Raw genomic sequence first — 17,762 nt, 5'->3', positions numbered from 1 at the left:
GTGACTCTCACGTTCCAGCAACCGACGCGACCGGAACCGCCACTGCGGGACCGGTCGCGTCGGCGTGCGCGGCGCCGCTTCCCGTGGCCGGCGGCAGCGCTCGCCCTGGGCTTCGTGCTCGGCATCGCCGTGCTGCTCTACCCCTCAACGGCGGCCTGGTTCACGCAGTACCAGCAGTCGCAGCGCATCGACGCCTACTCCGCGACGGTGCGAGATCTCACGGTCGAGTCGCGTCATGCCGCGATCCAGGATGCCGCTGCCTACAACGATGCGCTCGTCGACGGCACGTCGGTGGTCGCCGCCGGCGAGAACAAACCTCTCGCCCAGGCGGGCGCCGAGTCCGGCTACGACCAGCTCCTGCACGCCGACGACACCGGCCTGATGGCCCGCATCAAGATCCCCTCGATCGATGTCGACCTGCCGATCTACCACGGCACGAGCGACGCGACCCTCGCGAAGGGCATCGGCCACCTCGAGGGCACCGCCCTCCCGATCGGCGGCCCGAGCACGCACTCCGTGCTGACCGGACACCGCGGTCTCGCCGACGCCGAGCTCTTCACCAACCTCGACAAGGTCACCGTCGGCGACACCTTCACGATCGAGGTCTTCGGTGAAGTGCTGACCTACCAGGTGACCGACACGAAGGTCGTCGAACCCGAGCAGACCGAGACCCTCTACGCGCAGCGCGGCGCCGACCTCGTCACCCTCGTCACCTGCACACCCCTCGGCATCAACACCCACCGCATCCTCGTGACCGGCGAGCGCATCCTCCCCACCCCGGTTCGTGACATGGATGCCGCAGGCCAGCGCCCCGACATCCCCGGGTTCCCCTACTGGGCATTGGGCCTCGGCGGCGCGGTCCTGGTGGCGGGCACCTACGTGGTCTTCTCGTCGCGCCGTCGCCCCGCCCGCTGACCGCCGCCCCCTTCCCCTCCGGTCGTTGAGCGAGCGAGGAACGAGCGAGTCGAAACGCGCCGAACCGTCCAACACCCCTCCCGGTCGTTGAGCGAGCCCGCGAGTCGAAGCGCGCGGAACCGTCCAACACCCCTCCCGGTCGTTGAGCGAGCCCGCGAGTCGAAACGCCCCCCCGAGCCGTCGACCACCCCACCCGGTCGTTGAGCGAGCTTGCGAGCCGAAACGCCCCCGAGCCGTCGACCACCCCACCCGGTCGTTGAGCGAGCTTGCGAGTCGAAACGCGCCCAACCGTCGAGCACCCCTCCCGGTGGTTGAGCGAGCTTGCGAGTCGAAACGCAGAGCCGAAACGCCCGCGATTCACATGTGGTCACAATCGCGGGCGCGTAAATAACACACACCGCGAACCAGCGCAAATCGACAGACAGAGGAACCGCATAGTAACCAGCGACACCCACAGTCACCCTCCGGCCTTGAGCGAATCCTGAGCCTGAACGCCACGCAGCGAAACATGGACATGAGCAGGATGAGAGGGCTCTAATAGTGGAGTCGCCGTTCTCTCCTCCCCCATGGATGCGAATGCGGATTTCAGCTATTCGGCCGAAACAAACACCTGCTACTCTGCCGATGGTGGCCGGGTAATCCACCACAAAAGCGAGAAGGCATCGTGACGTCGAATCCCCACATCGACGCGCCAACGGAGTCGCCAGCCCATCCCCAGGCACGGGCAGCCGCTATTTCGGCGACCCCTGAGAGCGGCGCGGACACATCGTCCGCCACGTCTCGCCCGGTCGTTGAGCGAGCGAGGAGCGAGCGGGTCGAAACGGCCCGCACCTCTGAGCAACGCCGCCCCTCCTGGCGCCGTGACTACGCCGCGCGACTCTGGTTCAGCGACCTCTTCGTCCTCGTCTGGGCCGTCTACGGCACGCAGTTGCTCTGGTTCGGCTGGGGCAATGCGCAAGTCGCCATCCGCGAAGACTCTCGCTTCAACGAACTCTCGTATTGGGGCTTCTCTGCGGTCGTGATCATCGCCTGGATGTGGGCTCTGTCCCTCATCGACTCCCGCGACCACCGCATCATCGGTGCCGGCAACACTGAGTACGTGCGGGTCGCCCGTGCAAGCTTCACTCTCTTCGGCGCGATCGCCATTCTCGCGTTCCTCCTCCGCGTAGATGTTGCGCGCGGCTATCTGCTGATCGCGCTGCCGCTGGGCATCTTCGTCCTGCTCCTCGAGCGCTGGTTGTGGCGCCAGTGGCTCATCGCAGAGCGCGGGCTCGGGCGGTACTCGGCAAGAGTCCTCCTGGTGGGATCCGAGGAGTCTGTCGCTGCCATCGCCCGTGAGCTGCACCGGTCGCCGACTGCGGGATACCAAGTTGTCGGCGCTTGCGTGCCGTCGGGCAAGGTGGCGGACGTTATCGCCGGGACGTCCGTGCCCGTCATGGGCAGCGTCGACAACGTAGGACTCGCCATCGCAGCTACCGGTGCAGACACGGTCGCGGTGACGAGCACCGACGACTTGCCGCCGATGAAGGTCAAGCAGATCTCCTGGGCGCTGGAGGCTGGCCACCAGCATCTGGTACTTGCGCCGAGCATCGTCGACATCGCGGGTCCTCGCCTCCACACCCGCCAGGTCGCCGGCTTGCCGCTCATTCACGTAGAGACCCCCAAATTCAGCCGCGGTCAACGGCTTGTGAAGCGTGCGGTGGATCTTGCGGCCAGTCTGATCGGCGTTGTACTGCTCAGCCCACTGCTGGCGTTCCTTGCCATCAGCGTGCGCCTCACCAGCCAAGGTCCCGTGCTCTTCCGTCAGACGCGCATCGGCCTGCGCGGCGACGAGTTCACGATGCTGAAGTTCCGTTCAATGGTCGTCAACGCCGAGGATCTGCTCGAGCAGCTCGCGAAGCAAGAACGCGACTCCGGCAATGAGGTCCTCTTCAAGATGAAGAACGACCCCCGAGTCACGCCGGTCGGCCGCATCATGCGCAAGTTCAGCCTTGATGAGTTGCCGCAGCTCTTCAACGTCCTCGGCGGATCCATGTCCCTCGTGGGCCCACGTCCGCCGCTGCCCAAGGAAGTCGCGCAGTACGCCGACCACGTGCACCGCCGCTTCCTCGTGAAGCCAGGGATCACCGGCCTGTGGCAGGTGAGCGGACGCTCCGCACTCTCGTGGGAAGAGTCGGTGCGCCTGGACCTGTCGTACGTAGAGAACTGGTCACTTATCGGGGACATGGGGATCCTCGCGAAGACCGCGAAAGCAGCCCTCAGCCCGGGCGATACCGCCCACTAGAGACCATAGGACTCAACCGGAAATGACTAGTCTGCAACAGACCGTCGCGAGCGCACCCACACCCGCTCGGACGCTTCGAGTTCTTCACGTTACAGATGTGTTCCAGGGCGGCATCAGCCGGGCGGTGCACTCGATGCTCGCGAACTCACCTGATGGGGCAACCCATCACCTGCTCTACGAAGGTTCCGAAGTGCCAGACCTTCGGTACTTTGACTCGGTCGAGCGTCTTCCGCGATCCTTCGCAACCCGCATCCTGGCCGTGGGACGGCACGCGAGACAGATCGGCGCCGACGTAATCTACGCGCACTCCAGTTGGGCTGGCGTCTTTGCCCGAGCGCTTCCCAAGCATGTGCCCGTCATCTACCAGCCACACTGCTACAAGTTCGAAGACCCGACAATCAGCCCGCTGGCACGGGCATGGACTCACCTCGCAGAGAAGACCCTTGCCCCGCGATCGACGTGGACTGTGGTCTTGAGCGACCATGAGCGCCGTCTCACACATCGCCTCTACGGCGCGGCACGGACGCACCTGCTGAACAACGTTCCTGCGATCGACCTGAACTCACCGATTGCGTTGCCCGAGGCACGACGTGCCTTCATGATCGGCCGAATCTGCCCTCAGAAGGATCCAGCGTTCTTCGCTCAGTTTGCTCGAGCACTCCGTTCGACGGACAGGGAGACCGAGTTTGTGTGGATCGGCGACGGCGAGCCGGAGGCTCGCGCGAAGCTCGAGGCAGCTGGGGTCCGCGTCACCGGATGGCTCACAGGTGAAGCTCTGATTGCGGAGCTCTCTCGGCCAGGGCTATACGTTCACACCGCGTCCTACGAAGGCTTCCCGCTAAGCCTTCTAGACGCCCTTCAATCTGGACACGTCGCGATCGCTCGACAGATTGAACCCCTTCGCGGCGTGCCGATCGTGCAGCGGACTTCTCCAGAAGACCTTGCCCGGGTCGCGCACGAAGTGTTTGTGCCCGGGTCTCCGGAAGGGGAGGCAGTCCTTGCTGGGAGCATCGCACTCAATCAGTCGATGAGCGACGACGCACAACGGGAGCAATTGCGGGCGCTGTATATGAAGGTCGGCCTGGAGAGAAGCTGAGTGACCGACGAGAACTTGGCCGACGTGGAGGTGTTCGCGCATCCGGCGCGATTCTCTCTACTCGTTCCGATGCCCAGCCGGCACGATGGGATCGCTCAGGCACAGCGTCAACGCCATCAGCGACAGCCGGGCACGCGCGACAGCCCATCATTCGCCGCCCGCGAACACTATGAGAGTTGAGGACCGTCGTTGAGCTCCGAACCAAACGTGCTGCTCTCCGCACGCGTCTACGACCGCCAGGTTGGCGGGAACACCAGGTACGTCCGAAGTGTCTACGAGCGGATAGAGCAGTTCGGCGTCCGCTTCACGCTCGGACGTCCTCCTCTGGCTGACACGTCGGCGAGACTTCGAAGTGCCCTCTACGCCGGTTCGGAGAGCGTGTACTGGCCGGTCCGTTCGTCGCGGCGGTACACGGCACTTCACTTTCCTGCGGATACGGGTGCCATCGTGCGGGGCAAGGTGCCGATCGTCGGCACTATTCATGGTCTTGCTACCCTGCACATGGAGGGAGTGCGGACCCCGCGAGCAGATAGCCTCTGGCGATCTCGCGTCCGCAAGCTCGCCCGCGTGAGCGATCGGGTCATTACGGTCTCCCAGTCGTCGGCCGATGACATTGCGTTCTTCGAGCCGACGGTCGCTGATCGAATCTCGGTGATCCACCACGGTATCGATCACGACAGATTCAACACGACACGGCGTGGCGACTTCGCAGCGACACAGGCTCGGCTTGGAGTTCCGTCGGACTACTTCCTATACGTCGGCAACCTGGACCCGCGCAAGAATATCGTGGCGCTTGCGAACGCAGCTCAGCGTGTATTCCGCGCAACGGGGATCCCGCTCGTTGTATCCGGCTCGCCTGCCTGGGATAGCGAGGACTCGTTGAAGGCCGTCGAGTCCAACGAAGGAGTCCTCTACGTCGGCCGGACTTCGGATGACGACATGATCAGTCTCCTTCAGAACACGCTCGCGTTCTGTTTTCCGTCACTGTACGAAGGGTTCGGATTCCCTGTGCTGGAGGCGATGGCGTGCGGCGCCCCCGTTATTTGCAGCGACCGCGGCTCGCTGGGCGAGGTTGCTGGACAAGCAAGCTTGATGCTCGCCGACGTCGACGATGCGTCGATCGCCGATGCGATGCTGAGTCTCATCGAGGAGCCAAGGGAGCGTGCTCGGCTCCGCGAACTCGGCATCGCGAATGCAGCGAAGTTCCAGTGGTCAGAGTCTGCGGCGATGCATGCCGACGTCTTCAGGGAGGTCGGCCGGTGAAGATCGTCGTGCTCCACGCATACAGCTCAACCAATTCTGGAGACGGCCTCCTTGTCGCGGAGGCGCTCGATCTTGTGAACGCAGCGTTCGACTCACCGCATGTCCTAGTGCTAGCACTTGACCCAGATAGCTTCCGATCGGTCGGGAACGTCACGTATATCCACCCACTTACCGGAGCGGGCGCTACACCGTCGACCAAACTTATGCTCGGCGCGTCGATCAAAGCGCTCCTTCGCGGGAGCCGGCTCCCTCGCCGCGTTCGCGAGGCAGTTCGGGATGCGGACCTGGTGGTCGCAGTGGGTGGGGGATACATGCGCGGAGCAACCCTGACAGAAGCGATCAAGACGTACCTCGCTCATGTCCCGCAGACGGAGGCGGCCATTCTCAACGGATCATCTGTCTATCTCCCGCAGAGCGTCGGCCCCTTTCGGTACTTGCCCACGCCAGTGCTCGCGCCGCGCCTCCGAAAGGTCGGGACGTACTTCGTGCGCGATGATCGGTCGCTCGACTTGTTCAAGGGTGCGTCCAACGCACGCCGCGCGCCCGACAATGCACTTCTTGCGCTTGCAACCATCGCGCCTGCGTCGCGCAACGGCAGTGGGATCAAGCCCATCGGTCTGGTAGCACGTTCACTCTCGTCCACACGCACGAGAACCCGCCACTACGTCTCGAACATCCGGGCACTGCGCGAACTCACCGGGGCAGAGCTTCTCGTCCAGGCCAGCGCGCGGGGGAACGACGACGGTCATTTCTATCGGAACTCCCTGGGCTTCAGTGCGTCTGCTCGGAGTCTCGTGCAGGCGACTTCTGCTGGCCAGGACCGCGTCGGGGTGGTGGTGTCAGTTCGACTGCACGGTGCAATCCAAAGCATCCGAAATGGCGTGCCAGCCGTTCACTTGAGCTACGAGCGGAAGGGATGGGGCGCGTACGAGGACCTCGGGCTAGCCGAGTACGTCCACAACGCATTCGACTTCGACCCTGCTGCGGTAGCTGATCAACTGTCCGAACTGGCATCAGCCCCGCAGGCCTATTGGACACAGGTGGACAACGCGGTAGAAAGTCTGCGCTCGAGCCGTGAAGAAATCCTCAGTGCTGTGCGGGGTGGTCTGTGATGCCGGCGACCCTCGGTGTAGTGATTCCGGCGTTCAACTCGGCGGACGTCATCACACACGCTATCCAGAGTGCAAGAGCGGCGGGAGCGACAGAGGTCATCGTCGTTGACGACGGCTCTTCAGATGCCACCGCCCAAGTTGCGAGCTCGAGCGGCGCGACGGTTATTCGCCAGGCAAACGCGGGTGCAGCGGTAGCCCGCCAGCGGGGGGCGGAATCCGTCTCCACCGACTTCGTCATCTTCCTCGACGCTGATGACGAGCTCGTGGTCGATGGCGTTCGACGGTCCATCGAGGTGTTGGTCGACGATGAGAGCATCGCGGTCGCGGCCGGTGTCGTCGTGGGCTTCAGCCGATCAAGCGGGAAGGAGGAACGCTTCCCGGTGCGATTCACGCCTGTCACTACGACGAGCTTGCTGGTAAAGGGTCATGGCCCGTGGCCGCCGTGCAATGCGGTTGTCCGCGTGGCGGCACTCCGTGCGTCGCAACGGATGTCGCCGGAACCACTTCACCCGCGCTTCGCCGACGACTACGAACTCCTTATCCGGCTATCGAGAGCGGGCGCGATCGCAGTGAGGGATGAACCGACCAGCCGGTACAGCATGGATGGTGGCAAGTCAGTCGCGTCAGCCGAACGTGCCATCACCACGAAGGAGCAGGTGCGGAGTTACTACGCCGAAGCTTTCGATATCGAGATCACCCACATGACACCCCGTGAGATTCGCAGGTCCGCTCAGGCAAGAATCGCGCGAGCTCACGTGTCATCGAGGAACTGGATCGGCGCCGGCCTCGCTCTCACACGCTGGGTACTGCTCGACTTTGCGGGAAGCGCAAGCCTTGTCGCCCAGCAGTTGGTCGGCGCGAAATCAAGAGATCGGTAGAACTGATGACGAATCGACCAAGACACTTCATCTGGGCATCTGGCCAGCTCGATAACATCGGGGACTCGCTCCTGCGTCGGCCTTACATCGAAGCGGTCGCCCCTGAGAAAGGCGACGCGTGCGTGTGGACCCGGGATGCTGACGCGCACTTCCTTTCCGGTATGGGCCTGACTGAAAATGATCGAGTCGAGCGGTCCTACTCAAGGTGGTACTGGGCCGCTGCAGGCGCTGCTCTTCGTGGCAAAGCGACAATCGCACTAAATGCCGGCGAGGTTCCCGTGTCGAGGAGCGGCGCCCTGCGCCTAGCTTCGCTGACTTTGCTCGGCGGTCTCGCGCGCATACGGGGCGGTCGCTTGCTTTGGCTGGGGGTTGGCATCCCGCCTACCGAGTCCCTCCTGTCCGCGCCATATAAGTCGGCCGCCAGAATCGCAACACACGTGTGGGCCCGCGACCCCGACACGCAACGACTTCTCGTTGGGAGCGAGTTGGTTCCAGACTGGGCCTTCAGCCTAGGCACACCGACTGACGAGTGGGACGCGAGCAACCGTCAGCTCCTGGTGGTCAGCCTGCGAGGCGACAGAAACTTGCCAGCGGACGACTGGCTCGACTGGATCCGAAAGCAGGCGTCTGACCACGAGCTCGAAATCGTCACGGTCTCTCAAGTCGCCCGAGATAACGAGCGAACCGCCGAGCTCGCGACGCGGCTAAGCGGGAAGCTGATTCTGTTTGAAGGACGAGATCACGCCGAGCACGAGTCGGTCGTACGCGACGTCTATGGTCGCTCCAAGTTCGTCGTGAGCGACCGCCTTCATGGTCTGATTGTGGCGGCTTCTGAGGGGGCAATCCCGATCGGTTGGGTTCCCACCTCGAAGGGAAAGGTCCGACGCCACTTCGACGGCGCAGGAATGCCGTGGGTGGGCAAGTACGAGGGTATTCCAGCACCAGAACTTCCTGAACTGGTGTCTGCGCCGACACAGGAGTACCTCGCATCGTCGATTGGTGCAGCGCGCGACAGGATCGCCTCTCAGGCTGCGTCCCTCACACTGGTTCGGTAATGGCGACAGACTCGCTCAGCGCGAAGGGAGCAAGAGGCGCAGCTTTCGTCATGGTCGGACAGCTAGCGCGAATAGTCGTCCTACTGCTTTCTACCGTCATCCTCTCGCGACTGCTCGCTCCAGAGGACTTCGGCGTCATGGCAATCTGCCTTAGCGTTCTCGCGCTCGGAGAACTGATCCGCGACTCCGGTCTCGCACTGGCCGTCGCGCGCGCGGTGCCGCTCAGCCGCAAACAGAAGTCGAACCTCTTCTGGATCAACCTCGGCCTGGGAGGAGTGATGGCAACTGCAACATTCGCAGTCGCCCCCCTCCTGTCAACGATTTTCAAGCTGCCGATACTCACGCCGCTGATGCACTGGCTCGCGCTGTGTCTCGTTTTTTCCGGCTACTCCACCCAGTTTCGCGGTGAACTGAATCGACGACTGCAGTTCATTCGCCTCACCATCGTCGACACTGTTCCAGTCGTGATTGGGCTCGGCGCCGCGATCGCATGGGCGGCCATCGACCCCTCTGTGTGGGCTCTCGCCGCTCAACAAATAGCTACGGCCGCGAGTGGCGCGCTACTTGCGACCCTCTTCACGCGGTGGTTCCCCGGGTTACCCAACCGGGAGTCGGTGCGCGAGTTCATGAACTTCGGCGCCGGATTGCTAGGGGCCCAACTACTGGCGTATGCGGCGCGCAACGCAGACAACTACCTGCTCGGGTGGGCCTGGGGGTCGACCCAACTCGGATACTACAGCCGTGCCTATCAGTTGCTCATGGCGCCGATGAACCAACTCCTGGCGCCACTTACACGCGTAGCAGTGCCTGTTCTGTCAGGCACCCCGGGATTGGGTGCGTTCAACCGCCGACTGCTGGCAGCTCAGCTTGCGGCTGGCGCTCCGATCGCCGCGGGCTACGCGATGTGCTTCGGATTGGCCGGTCCATTGGTCGATTGGCTGCTCGGTCCGCAGTGGATTGCCGCCGTGCCAATCTTCCAAGCCCTCTGTGTGGGTGGGGTGTTCAAAGCCTTGAACCAGGCTACATACTGGTCGTTTGTTGCTACTTCGCGCACGAAGAATCTCTTCCGCTCCTACCTTGTGACGCAGCCGCTCGTCGTAGCCACAATCGCCTGTGGGCTACCCTGGGGCGCTGTGGGAGTCGCATGGGGGCACAGCATCGGGTACGCCCTGGCTTGGGCGATCTCCACGCTGTGGAGCGCACGCACGACTGCGCTCGACGGGCGCGCAGTCTTCGCACAGGCCGCCACGATTCTTGCACTGTTTGCAGTTCCCTTTGGAGTAATCGGATGGGTGATCGGCGACGTGACATCGACGGCGATTGAGCACCTGCTCTGGTCCCTCGCTGGCTTTGGTGCGTGGTTCGCGATCGTGGGATTGCTCGTGCCATCCGGTCGGAAGAGTATTCGCACCGCCGTGCACGTTGCCAGGCTTGGGCTTCGCGGGGGACGCTATGCGTAGTTCGACCCGATCCGGCGTGATGCTCGTACCAACCAAGGGTAAGGACTGCTCGTGAGTGCCGTTGTGCATGACGAAACCCGCCGTACCCAGAAGCAACGCCAGCTCGGACTCGACGGCTGGGTGTGGGTGCTCGTCATCGCGACAGTCCCGATACAGCAGCTCCTCTACGTCCTCGTCTCCAACGAGGTGAGACTTCTACCGATCGCGGCCGCGCTCATGAGCCTGCTCCTCGGCCGCCTGGCGCTGCCGCGGATGCAGGGGATCCTCGTCGGAGCATCGGCACTCATCATCATTGGAGGACTCGCCTCGGGATCGAACAGCAGTGCGGGGGCAAGCGTGACTGTCGCGATCACTATGGCTGCCTTCATCACGCTCGTTCCTCCAGCAATACTCTTCCAAATGCGCCGATACCCGAACTTTCTGCGCGTTGCACTCGCATGCGCCCTCACCGTTCAGACAGCGTCCGCTGCTGCCGGGATCGTTCAGATGACAGGGCAATCCGTGTTCGGTGTAATCGCGCGAGAGGGGCGAGTGAACGGGCTTGCCTACCACCCAAACGTGCTGGGCGTGATGTCCGTCCTCGCCGTACTCGTTCTTCTGGAGCTTCTACGTCGACGGGCGGCACCCCGGTGGATACTTCTTGCGTCGTTGCTCGTGAATGCGTCAGCGCTCGCCGCTACCGCGAGTCTTAGCTCTTTGCTCACGCTCTTGGTTGGTCTTGCGTTCTATGCAATGCGAGTCGCGACGAGGTACCGGGTTGCCGCTATCGTGCTCCTGGCGCTTGGACTAGTGATCGCGCTGGTTGCCACCGGTGGCAACTTGGCCACTCTGCTTCCCGACGCGCTCTCTGACCGTGTTGATCAGGTGACCGGGGTTACCGACGACGGGACGGCGTCATGGCTTGTCCGAGTCGAGACGTACAAATGGTCCTGGGACTACATAACCTCTGATCCCCTCGTCGGCGTCGGGATGGACGCCATGAACCAGGGCACCCTCACTCCCTCGCTGGTCGTCCACAACTTCCTACTTCGAGGGTGGTACCAGGGCGGCGTATTCGTCTTGATTGGGTTCGGATTGCTCGTCGTCGTGATGGTCGTTCAAGCGTTCAGCGGGTTTCGTCACACGGACTACATCTCACCTTCGGCCGTCATCGTCTCAATGCTCGCTTTCGCGATGACCTCCGCGTTCTACACCCAGTCCCACTACTGGCTCCCGGTCCTGATCGCGTTCGCGTTCATCTCTGAACAACTTCGGGGCAGAATCCACAGCCCCGACGAGAAGCTGCGACGCTCGCCGCAGGCCGCGCAGACGACCCGCGGGTGATCGGATCGCTGACAACGTCCATGCTGCAGCGCGGCGCAGAGCGGGCATCGCCGCACGGGAACCGCGCTGACGGGCAGCCCGCCGCTGCGCGGCCAGGCGACAGCCTCGACACATGCAGCCGCATGGGCGACCGCACCGCGCGTCCCCGGTGAGCAATCGCGTGAACGCCTAGGCTTGATGCGCACCCCACACCGCCAGTCCCCCCGGAGCCTCGCCCCCACCGTGATCCGAGTCATCGTCACCGTCGCCCTCACATTTGTCGCCCTCGTCGCCACCGCGGCCGTCACGCTCTACGCGCTCCTCGTCATCGACTCGCGGAAGTCCGTGCGCCACTACTACGGCGACAGCGCGGCATCCCAAACTCCTGAACACGGGGCTTAACCGAGACGAAACGCGACAGTAACCCCCCGCCGGCCGGATCGCCGTAGCGTGGCACCTAGATGGGGCACTGCCGCCCGGAGCCGGAAGGGAACGGCCCCGGGCGTTCTCTTTTGGGCTTGGGGAGCACATGTACAGAGGCAGACGAGTCACAATCATGGCGGCCGCGATCACCCTCGGCCTCGGCGGAGGAGCACTTGCCGCCGTTCACGCGGCGTCGGCCGAGAGCAGCGCCGTGCTCGGCGAGGCCAGCGTCGTCATCGAGTTCACCTCGCCCACCGTGGCAGACATCTCGGTCTACACCCGCAACGCGTCATCGGTTCCCGCGTGGGGCGCCGCACGCATCAACGGTCCCGACGGCAACGTGAACACCTGGGGGCCGAGTCGCTACGAACCGGGCGAAGTGCGCACGTACGACGCGACCATCACCGGGCACCGCTGCGAAGACCTCCACGACACGTCTGCGATCGCCTACGGCTACGCCACTCCCGACGATGCTGAGCCATCGTGGACAACCGGCCTCATCACCTACCCGAGCCCGCTCGTCACCGTCATCGGCTGCGGCACCACGCCGACCCCCACTCCCACGCCGACCCCGACGCCGACTCCCACCCCGACGCCGACTCCCACACCCACCCAGACGGCGACGCCGACTCCCACCCCGACGACACCTGTGCCGACGGCCTCGGCGACGCCTGTGCCGTCGGCAGCGGCGACCCCCACGTCCCCCGCTGCCGACGGTGCGCTTGCCGCCACCGGCGCCGCCGTCGGCTGGACCCTCGCCGCGACCCTCGCCGCCGTGGCGGCCATCACCGGCGGCATCGCGCTGAGCCGGCGCCGGAGAACCTGAGCACGCCGAAGCTCGGAGACAGATGGCAGCGGTCGAGAAGTCGCGCATCGAGTGGATGGACGTCCTTCGCGGGACGTCGATCATCCTCGTGGTGTTCAACCACGCCGTGCTCTTCGCGAGCTCCTCCCCTCTCGGCGCACCCGAAGTCGCGTGGGTGCTCAACACCGTCTTCTCCCCCGTGCGCATGCCGCTGATGGTGTTCCTCTCGGGACTGCTCGTCAGCGCATCGCTCGCCCGCGGCCCGCGCGCCTACGTCGCCGGCAAGGTGCGCCGAGTGCTGTACCCGTACCTCGTGTGGTCGGTCATCGCGCTCGCACTGCTGTACGCGTTCGGCATCCGTGAAGGGATCGTCGGCGGCGTCACCGCGCACGTCGTCACCCCGTGGGACCTGCTGCTGCCGCTGTACGACCCGGTCGAGCACCTGTGGTTCCTGTACGACCTGTTCCTCTTCTATATGATCGCGCTCGTCACACCCCGCGTACCGCCGCTGTGGATCGCCGCCGGCGCGCTCGTCGCCGCCGCGCTCGTGCCCGACTTCGGCGCCCGGCGATTCTTCCTGCTGCTGGTGTTCTTCATGATCGGCGTGTGGTTCTCGCAGCACGTCGGCGCCCTCGAGCGCACCCTCGCGCGCCGCTGGGTCGTCTGGGGCTGCGCGGCACTCGCCCTCGCCACCGTCGCCGCGGCGGCCGTCGGCGTCGGCCTGCGATACACCGCCCTGTCGGCGCCCTTCGCCGCCGGCGGCATCGGCATCGCGATCGTGATCGCGCGCCGCATCGGATCGGCACGGATGCTGCGACCGCTGCGCGCCGTCGGGCGCGACTCGCTGGTGTACTACATCGTGCACTGGTGGCCGGCGAGCGCCGGCGTCGCCCTCGGCGCGCTCACCGGCAACGCCTGGATCGCCCTCGCCGTGGGCTTCGCGTTCGGACTCGGCGCGGGCGTCGTCATGGTGCGACTGCTGCACGTGCTGCCCGCTCTCGACCTGCTGTTCGCATGGCCCTCTCGCCGCGTGGGTGCCGCCGCCTCGTCCTCCGGTTCGCTGTCCACCTCCGACGGAAGGTCTCCACGATGAACAACAACCCGCTCAGCCGCCGATCCTTCGTCCGCCTGCTCGCCGTCGCCGCACCCGCGGCGGCCACCGCCATGTGCACACCCGCCCAGACCGCGGCGTCGCCGTCGGCGACGGCATCCGTCCCCTCCGCCTCTTCGGTTCCGACCGCTGCGCCCGCGGCCATCGTCGGCGCCGCCCGCCCCGCGGTGGTCCGCTCGTTCGGACCCAACGGCACCCACTGGCCCGCCCACACGCCCTGGATCAAAGACACCGTCACGACGACGGTCGAGGTCGCCTGCACGTGGGCGGCCATCCGCACCGCACTGCTGGCGGTCACCGCATCGAAGGCCGCCGCCGGCGTGCACATCAAGGTGCGGCCGGGCACCCTGCCCGGCCTGGGCGCGTCATCGGGATCGAAGGCCGTGCTGCAGGGGCTCGGCAGCGCCCAGTGGAGCAAGAACGTGCTCGTCTCACCCCGCGACGGGTGGGGCTCGGTCATCATCACCGAGCCGGCGCGCCTGCGCGAGGTGTACGGCGTCACGTTCGCCCGCATCAACGGCGTCGACGTGCTGATGACCAACTGCACGCGCAGCGCCTGGGCGCAGTCGACCATGTCGGAAGGCCTCAGCATGGCCTCGTCGTACGGGGCCACCACCCGCGAATGCGGCGCCTACGAGATCGTCATGAGCAACGCGAAGGCCGACATCTCGGACCCACTCGGTTATGCCGCGGGCGCCGACTGCGTGCTCACCGACAGCGTGTGGGACGGATGCTACTCGGCACCGGTGTTCCGCCCCACCGGCGCCAGCGACCACGTCGACACGATCCAGATGTACGGGTCGGGCTGGTACCGCGGGCTCACCGTGCGCGACACGACCTTCTTCGGCTCGCTCAACTGCGCCCTCCAGATCGGCGGTATGCGCAGCGACGACCCGAACAAGGGCACGCCGTTCCTGACGCTCGACCACAGCATCATCACGTCGCAGTCCACCGCGATTCGCGCCCGCTACCCCAAGCCCGCCAACGCCGACGCCCCGAAGCTCGCACAGGCCCTCAACGGGATCGGCGAGGACTTCCAGCTCTACGCCAAAGACTCTTACATCTTCGGCTCGATGTACCGCAGCAAGTGGGGCGGCGTCTCGAACACCAAGGTCTCGTACGCGGAGGCGACCACCCGCAACCCTGTTGCGTCGGGCCGGTGGACCTACGACAGCTCGATGGACTCGTGGGGCGCCAGCCAGTTCGACGCCCTGGTGCCCACCCCCACCGACGCGTACCTGAAGTCGATCTGGACATGACCGACCTGGCTCACCGCGCGTCGCGCGGCATCGTCGTGACCATGGGCGGGATGTGGGGCAAGACCCTCATCCAGATGGCCGCGATCATGCTGCTCGGGCGCCTGCTGAGCCCCGAGGACTTCGGTCTGGTCGCGATGGTCACGGCGATCTCGGGAATCATCGACCTCGTCCGCGACTTCGGCCTCACCGGTGCGATCATCCAGGCGCGCGAGATCTCGGAGCGCGCCTGGCGGAGCCTCTTCTGGCTCGCACTGGCGCTGGGCGTCGTGCTGGGCGGCATCCTCGCGGCGTGCGCCCCGCTCATCGCGAACCTCTACGACGAGCCCCAGCTCGTGCTCATCACGCTCGTGATCGCGCCGAGCCTCATCGTCAACGGGCTCACCATGCCGCTGCAGGCGCGTGCGACCCGCGAGCTGAAGTTCGCGCTGCTGGCCCGCATCGACGTGGTCTCGATGGTGGGCGGCGTCGCAGCGGCGATCACCGCGGGTCTGCTCGGGTGGGGGTACTGGGCGCTCATCGTCATGGTCGGCACCGGACTCGTCGTGCGGCTCGTGATGCTGTGGCTCGCGATCCGGCCCTGGCCCGGCTGGCCGCGCATCCACCGCGACGTGGTGCCCCTCGTCACGCGCGGCGGGAGCATCTTCGGCGCCGAGCTGCTCAACTACGTCGAGCGCAACGCCGACACCGTGATCATCGGCCAACAGCTCGGCCCCGCCGTGCTCGGCCAGTACTCGCGCGCGTACGCGCTGTTCCTCATGCCGCTGCAGCAGCTGAACGGGCCGATCGGGCGCGTCGCGCTGCCCGTGCTCAGCAAGCTGCAGGACGACGGCGACCGCTACCGCCGCTACATCCGCGGCGCCCTCCTCGTGATCGGCTATCTCACGCTGCCCACCTACGCGATCCTCGCGACGGTGTCGGAGCCGCTGTTCGCCATCCTGCTCGGCCCCGGCTGGGAGCAGGCCGCCGTGCTGTTCAGCATCCTCGCCATCGCGGGCATCGCCCAAGGCATCGGCAAGGTGCGCGGCTGGCTGTTCATCACCATGGGCCGCTCGCACCAGCAGCTGCTCTACGACCTCGTCGCGCGGCCCCTCGTGGTCGTCGGGTTCTTCGTCGGCATCTGGTGGGGCGGGATCTACGGGCTCGCCCTGACCTACGGCATCCTGTCGGCACTGCTCCTGATCCCCGGCTTCGCGTTCGCGATCCGCGGCACCTTCGTGCGCGGCAGCGACATCTTCTACCCCGTGCTGCGCCCGCTGCTGTTCGCGCTGCTCGCTTTCGGCTCGGCGTTCGCCGCGACGCGGGCCGTCGACCTCATCGCAATCCTCGAGATTCTGGTGGGTGGGGTTGCGGGGGCTCTCGTGCTCGGGCCGCTGCTGCTGATCCCCGCCTACCGGCGCGACGTGGCCCAGATCATGGGGTTCGTGAAGCAGATGCGCAAGCCGAAGGACCGCGCCGCCGCGCCGGAAGCTGCGGCCGAGGCGTACGAGGATGTGCTGCTGGAAGACGCCGCCACCCCGGGGGACGTGCTCGACGCCGAGATCGAGAAGAAGCAGCTCGAGCAGAACCGCTGACGACGGCGCGATGACGCCGTCTCCCCGGTCGTTGAGGGCGCGAGGGATGGGCGAGTGGGACTGCGGCTGACGCTTCCGAACACTCGGCGCGTTTCGACTGCGGGCGCTAGAGCGCCCTCCGCTCAACGACCGGGGGGCGGCGGGGGCGTTTCGACTGCGGGCGCTAGAGCGCCCTCCGCTCAACGACCGGGGGGGAGGCCACGGTCGTTGAGCGAGTGAGGAATGGGCGAGTGGGGACGCGGCTGACGCTTCCGAACACTCGGCGCGTTTCGACTGCGGGCGCTAGAGCGCCCTCCGCTCAACGACCGGTGCGGGGCGGCGGGGGCGTTTCGACTGCGGGCGCTAGAGCGCCCTCCGCTCAACGACCGGGAGGGGGCGGCGGGGCGGAGGGGAGCCGCGCTTGCTCCAGCCGATCACAGCGTCGAGGCCTCCGGCCATGAACGCCTCCCGCTTTTCGTGGCTCCACCCCTGAATCCGCTTCTCCCACGCGAAGGCGTCGGCGATGCGCTCGTACTCCCCCGACCACGCGAGCTCCACCGGCAGCCGCCGTCGCGTGTATGCCGACCCCATGCCGGCGTTGTGCGTCTCGAGGCGCCGAGTGAGGTCGACGGTGCTGCCGACGTAGAAGGTGCCGTCGGCGCAACGCAGAATGTAGACGTAAGCCATGAGGTCATCCTGCTTGCGGCGGGTAGGCCATGCGCCGCGGACGGGGTGCTGCGTGGACAGGGCGCCCGCGGGGGTCCTTGTGGAGGAGTCGAGAGGGGCCCGACGCCCCGGCACACTCGGCGCGTTTCGACTGCGGGCGCTGGAGCGCCCTCCGCTCAACGACCGGCGGGGCAGGGGGCAGGGCGTTTCGACTGCGGGCGCTGGAGCGCCCTCCGCTCAACGACCGGCGGGGCAGGGGGCAGGGCGTTTCGACTGCGGGCGCTGGAGCGCCCTCCGCTCAACGACCGGCGGGGCAGGGGGGCAGCGCGTTTCGACTGCAGGGCGCTGGGGCGCCCTCCGCTCAACGACCGGGGGGTGAGGGGGCAGCGCGTTTCGGCTGCGGGCGCTGGGGCGCCCTCCGCTCAACGACCGGGGGGAGTGAGGGCCCGGTCGTTGAGCGAGCGAGGGACGAGCGAGTCGAAACGCGCCTCACCCTCCCCGAACACTCGGCGCGTTTCGACTGCGGGCGCCGGGGCGCCCTCCGCTCAACGACCGGGGGGCGGGGCGCCGGAGCCCCTCGGCT

Annotated in this window: 15 protein-coding genes; 14 read left to right on the top strand and 1 reads right to left on the bottom strand. The window is 66.0% G+C overall.

The annotated features are described in order from the left end of the window. From MRBLMI12_RS13745 to MRBLMI12_RS13680, 14 genes are all read left to right on the top strand, one after another. The gene (locus MRBLMI12_RS13745; RefSeq protein ID WP_363356988.1) at positions 1-915 is read left to right on the top strand and encodes a class C sortase; all 915 of its coding nucleotides are present in this window, start codon (positions 1-3) and stop codon (positions 913-915) included. Between the two features lie 664 nt (positions 916-1,579). After that, positions 1,580-3,199 carry a sugar transferase gene (locus MRBLMI12_RS13740; protein ID WP_363356987.1) on the top strand — a complete coding sequence of 540 codons (1,620 nt, stop codon included), beginning with the start codon at positions 1,580-1,582 and terminating at the stop codon, positions 3,197-3,199. Between the two features lie 22 nt (positions 3,200-3,221). Further along, a complete protein-coding gene (locus MRBLMI12_RS13735) occupies positions 3,222-4,295 on the top strand; it encodes a glycosyltransferase (RefSeq protein ID WP_363356986.1) in 1,074 nt (357 codons plus the stop codon). A 207-nt stretch (positions 4,296-4,502) separates the two neighbouring features. Then, entirely contained in the window at positions 4,503-5,558 is a 1,056-nt protein-coding gene (locus tag MRBLMI12_RS13730) for a glycosyltransferase family 4 protein (RefSeq protein WP_363356985.1), read from the top strand. Next, positions 5,555-6,670 carry a polysaccharide pyruvyl transferase family protein gene (locus MRBLMI12_RS13725; protein WP_363356984.1) on the top strand — a complete coding sequence of 372 codons (1,116 nt, stop codon included), beginning with the start codon at positions 5,555-5,557 and terminating at the stop codon, positions 6,668-6,670. The genes MRBLMI12_RS13730 and MRBLMI12_RS13725 overlap by 4 nt, the downstream gene beginning before the upstream one ends. Next, entirely contained in the window at positions 6,670-7,548 is an 879-nt protein-coding gene (locus tag MRBLMI12_RS13720) for a glycosyltransferase family 2 protein (RefSeq protein ID WP_363356983.1), read from the top strand. The genes MRBLMI12_RS13725 and MRBLMI12_RS13720 overlap by 1 nt, the downstream gene beginning before the upstream one ends. A gap of 5 nt (positions 7,549-7,553) precedes the next feature. Continuing rightward, on the top strand, positions 7,554-8,603 hold the full coding sequence (locus MRBLMI12_RS13715) for a polysaccharide pyruvyl transferase family protein (protein ID WP_363356982.1): 1,050 nt from the start codon (positions 7,554-7,556) through the stop codon (positions 8,601-8,603). Then, entirely contained in the window at positions 8,603-10,063 is a 1,461-nt protein-coding gene (locus tag MRBLMI12_RS13710) for a lipopolysaccharide biosynthesis protein (protein ID WP_363356981.1), read from the top strand. The genes MRBLMI12_RS13715 and MRBLMI12_RS13710 overlap by 1 nt, the downstream gene beginning before the upstream one ends. A 51-nt stretch (positions 10,064-10,114) precedes the next feature. Further along, positions 10,115-11,386 (top strand): O-antigen ligase family protein, encoded by a 1,272-nt coding sequence (locus MRBLMI12_RS13705; RefSeq protein WP_363356980.1) that lies wholly within the window; start codon positions 10,115-10,117, stop codon positions 11,384-11,386. A gap of 222 nt (positions 11,387-11,608) precedes the next feature. Further along, on the top strand, positions 11,609-11,767 hold the full coding sequence (locus tag MRBLMI12_RS13700) for a hypothetical protein (protein WP_363356979.1): 159 nt from the start codon (positions 11,609-11,611) through the stop codon (positions 11,765-11,767). A 154-nt stretch (positions 11,768-11,921) separates the two neighbouring features. After that, on the top strand, positions 11,922-12,614 hold the full coding sequence (locus MRBLMI12_RS13695; protein WP_363356978.1) for a hypothetical protein: 693 nt from the start codon (positions 11,922-11,924) through the stop codon (positions 12,612-12,614). Between the two features lie 22 nt (positions 12,615-12,636). Beyond that, complete coding sequence (locus tag MRBLMI12_RS13690) at positions 12,637-13,686, top strand: acyltransferase (protein WP_363356977.1); 1,050 nt, start codon at positions 12,637-12,639, stop codon at positions 13,684-13,686. Beyond that, positions 13,683-14,963 (top strand): hypothetical protein, encoded by a 1,281-nt coding sequence (locus tag MRBLMI12_RS13685; RefSeq protein WP_363356976.1) that lies wholly within the window; start codon positions 13,683-13,685, stop codon positions 14,961-14,963. Before MRBLMI12_RS13690 ends, MRBLMI12_RS13685 begins: the two co-directional genes overlap by 4 nt. Beyond that, positions 14,960-16,534 carry a lipopolysaccharide biosynthesis protein gene (locus tag MRBLMI12_RS13680; protein ID WP_363356975.1) on the top strand — a complete coding sequence of 525 codons (1,575 nt, stop codon included), beginning with the start codon at positions 14,960-14,962 and terminating at the stop codon, positions 16,532-16,534. Before MRBLMI12_RS13685 ends, MRBLMI12_RS13680 begins: the two co-directional genes overlap by 4 nt. Positions 16,535-16,876: 342 nt before the next feature. Here MRBLMI12_RS13680 and MRBLMI12_RS13675 read toward each other — a convergent pair whose 3' ends face one another. After that, on the bottom strand, positions 16,877-17,200 hold the full coding sequence (locus MRBLMI12_RS13675) for a GIY-YIG nuclease family protein (protein WP_363356973.1): 324 nt from the start codon (positions 17,198-17,200) through the stop codon (positions 16,877-16,879). Positions 17,201-17,762: the final 562 nt, after the last annotated feature.

Origin of the sequence: Microbacterium sp. LMI12-1-1.1, assembly GCF_040676455.1 — a bacterium.
GTDB lineage: Bacteria > Actinomycetota > Actinomycetes > Actinomycetales > Microbacteriaceae > Microbacterium.
This window is presented reverse-complemented; position numbering and strand designations above follow the sequence as displayed.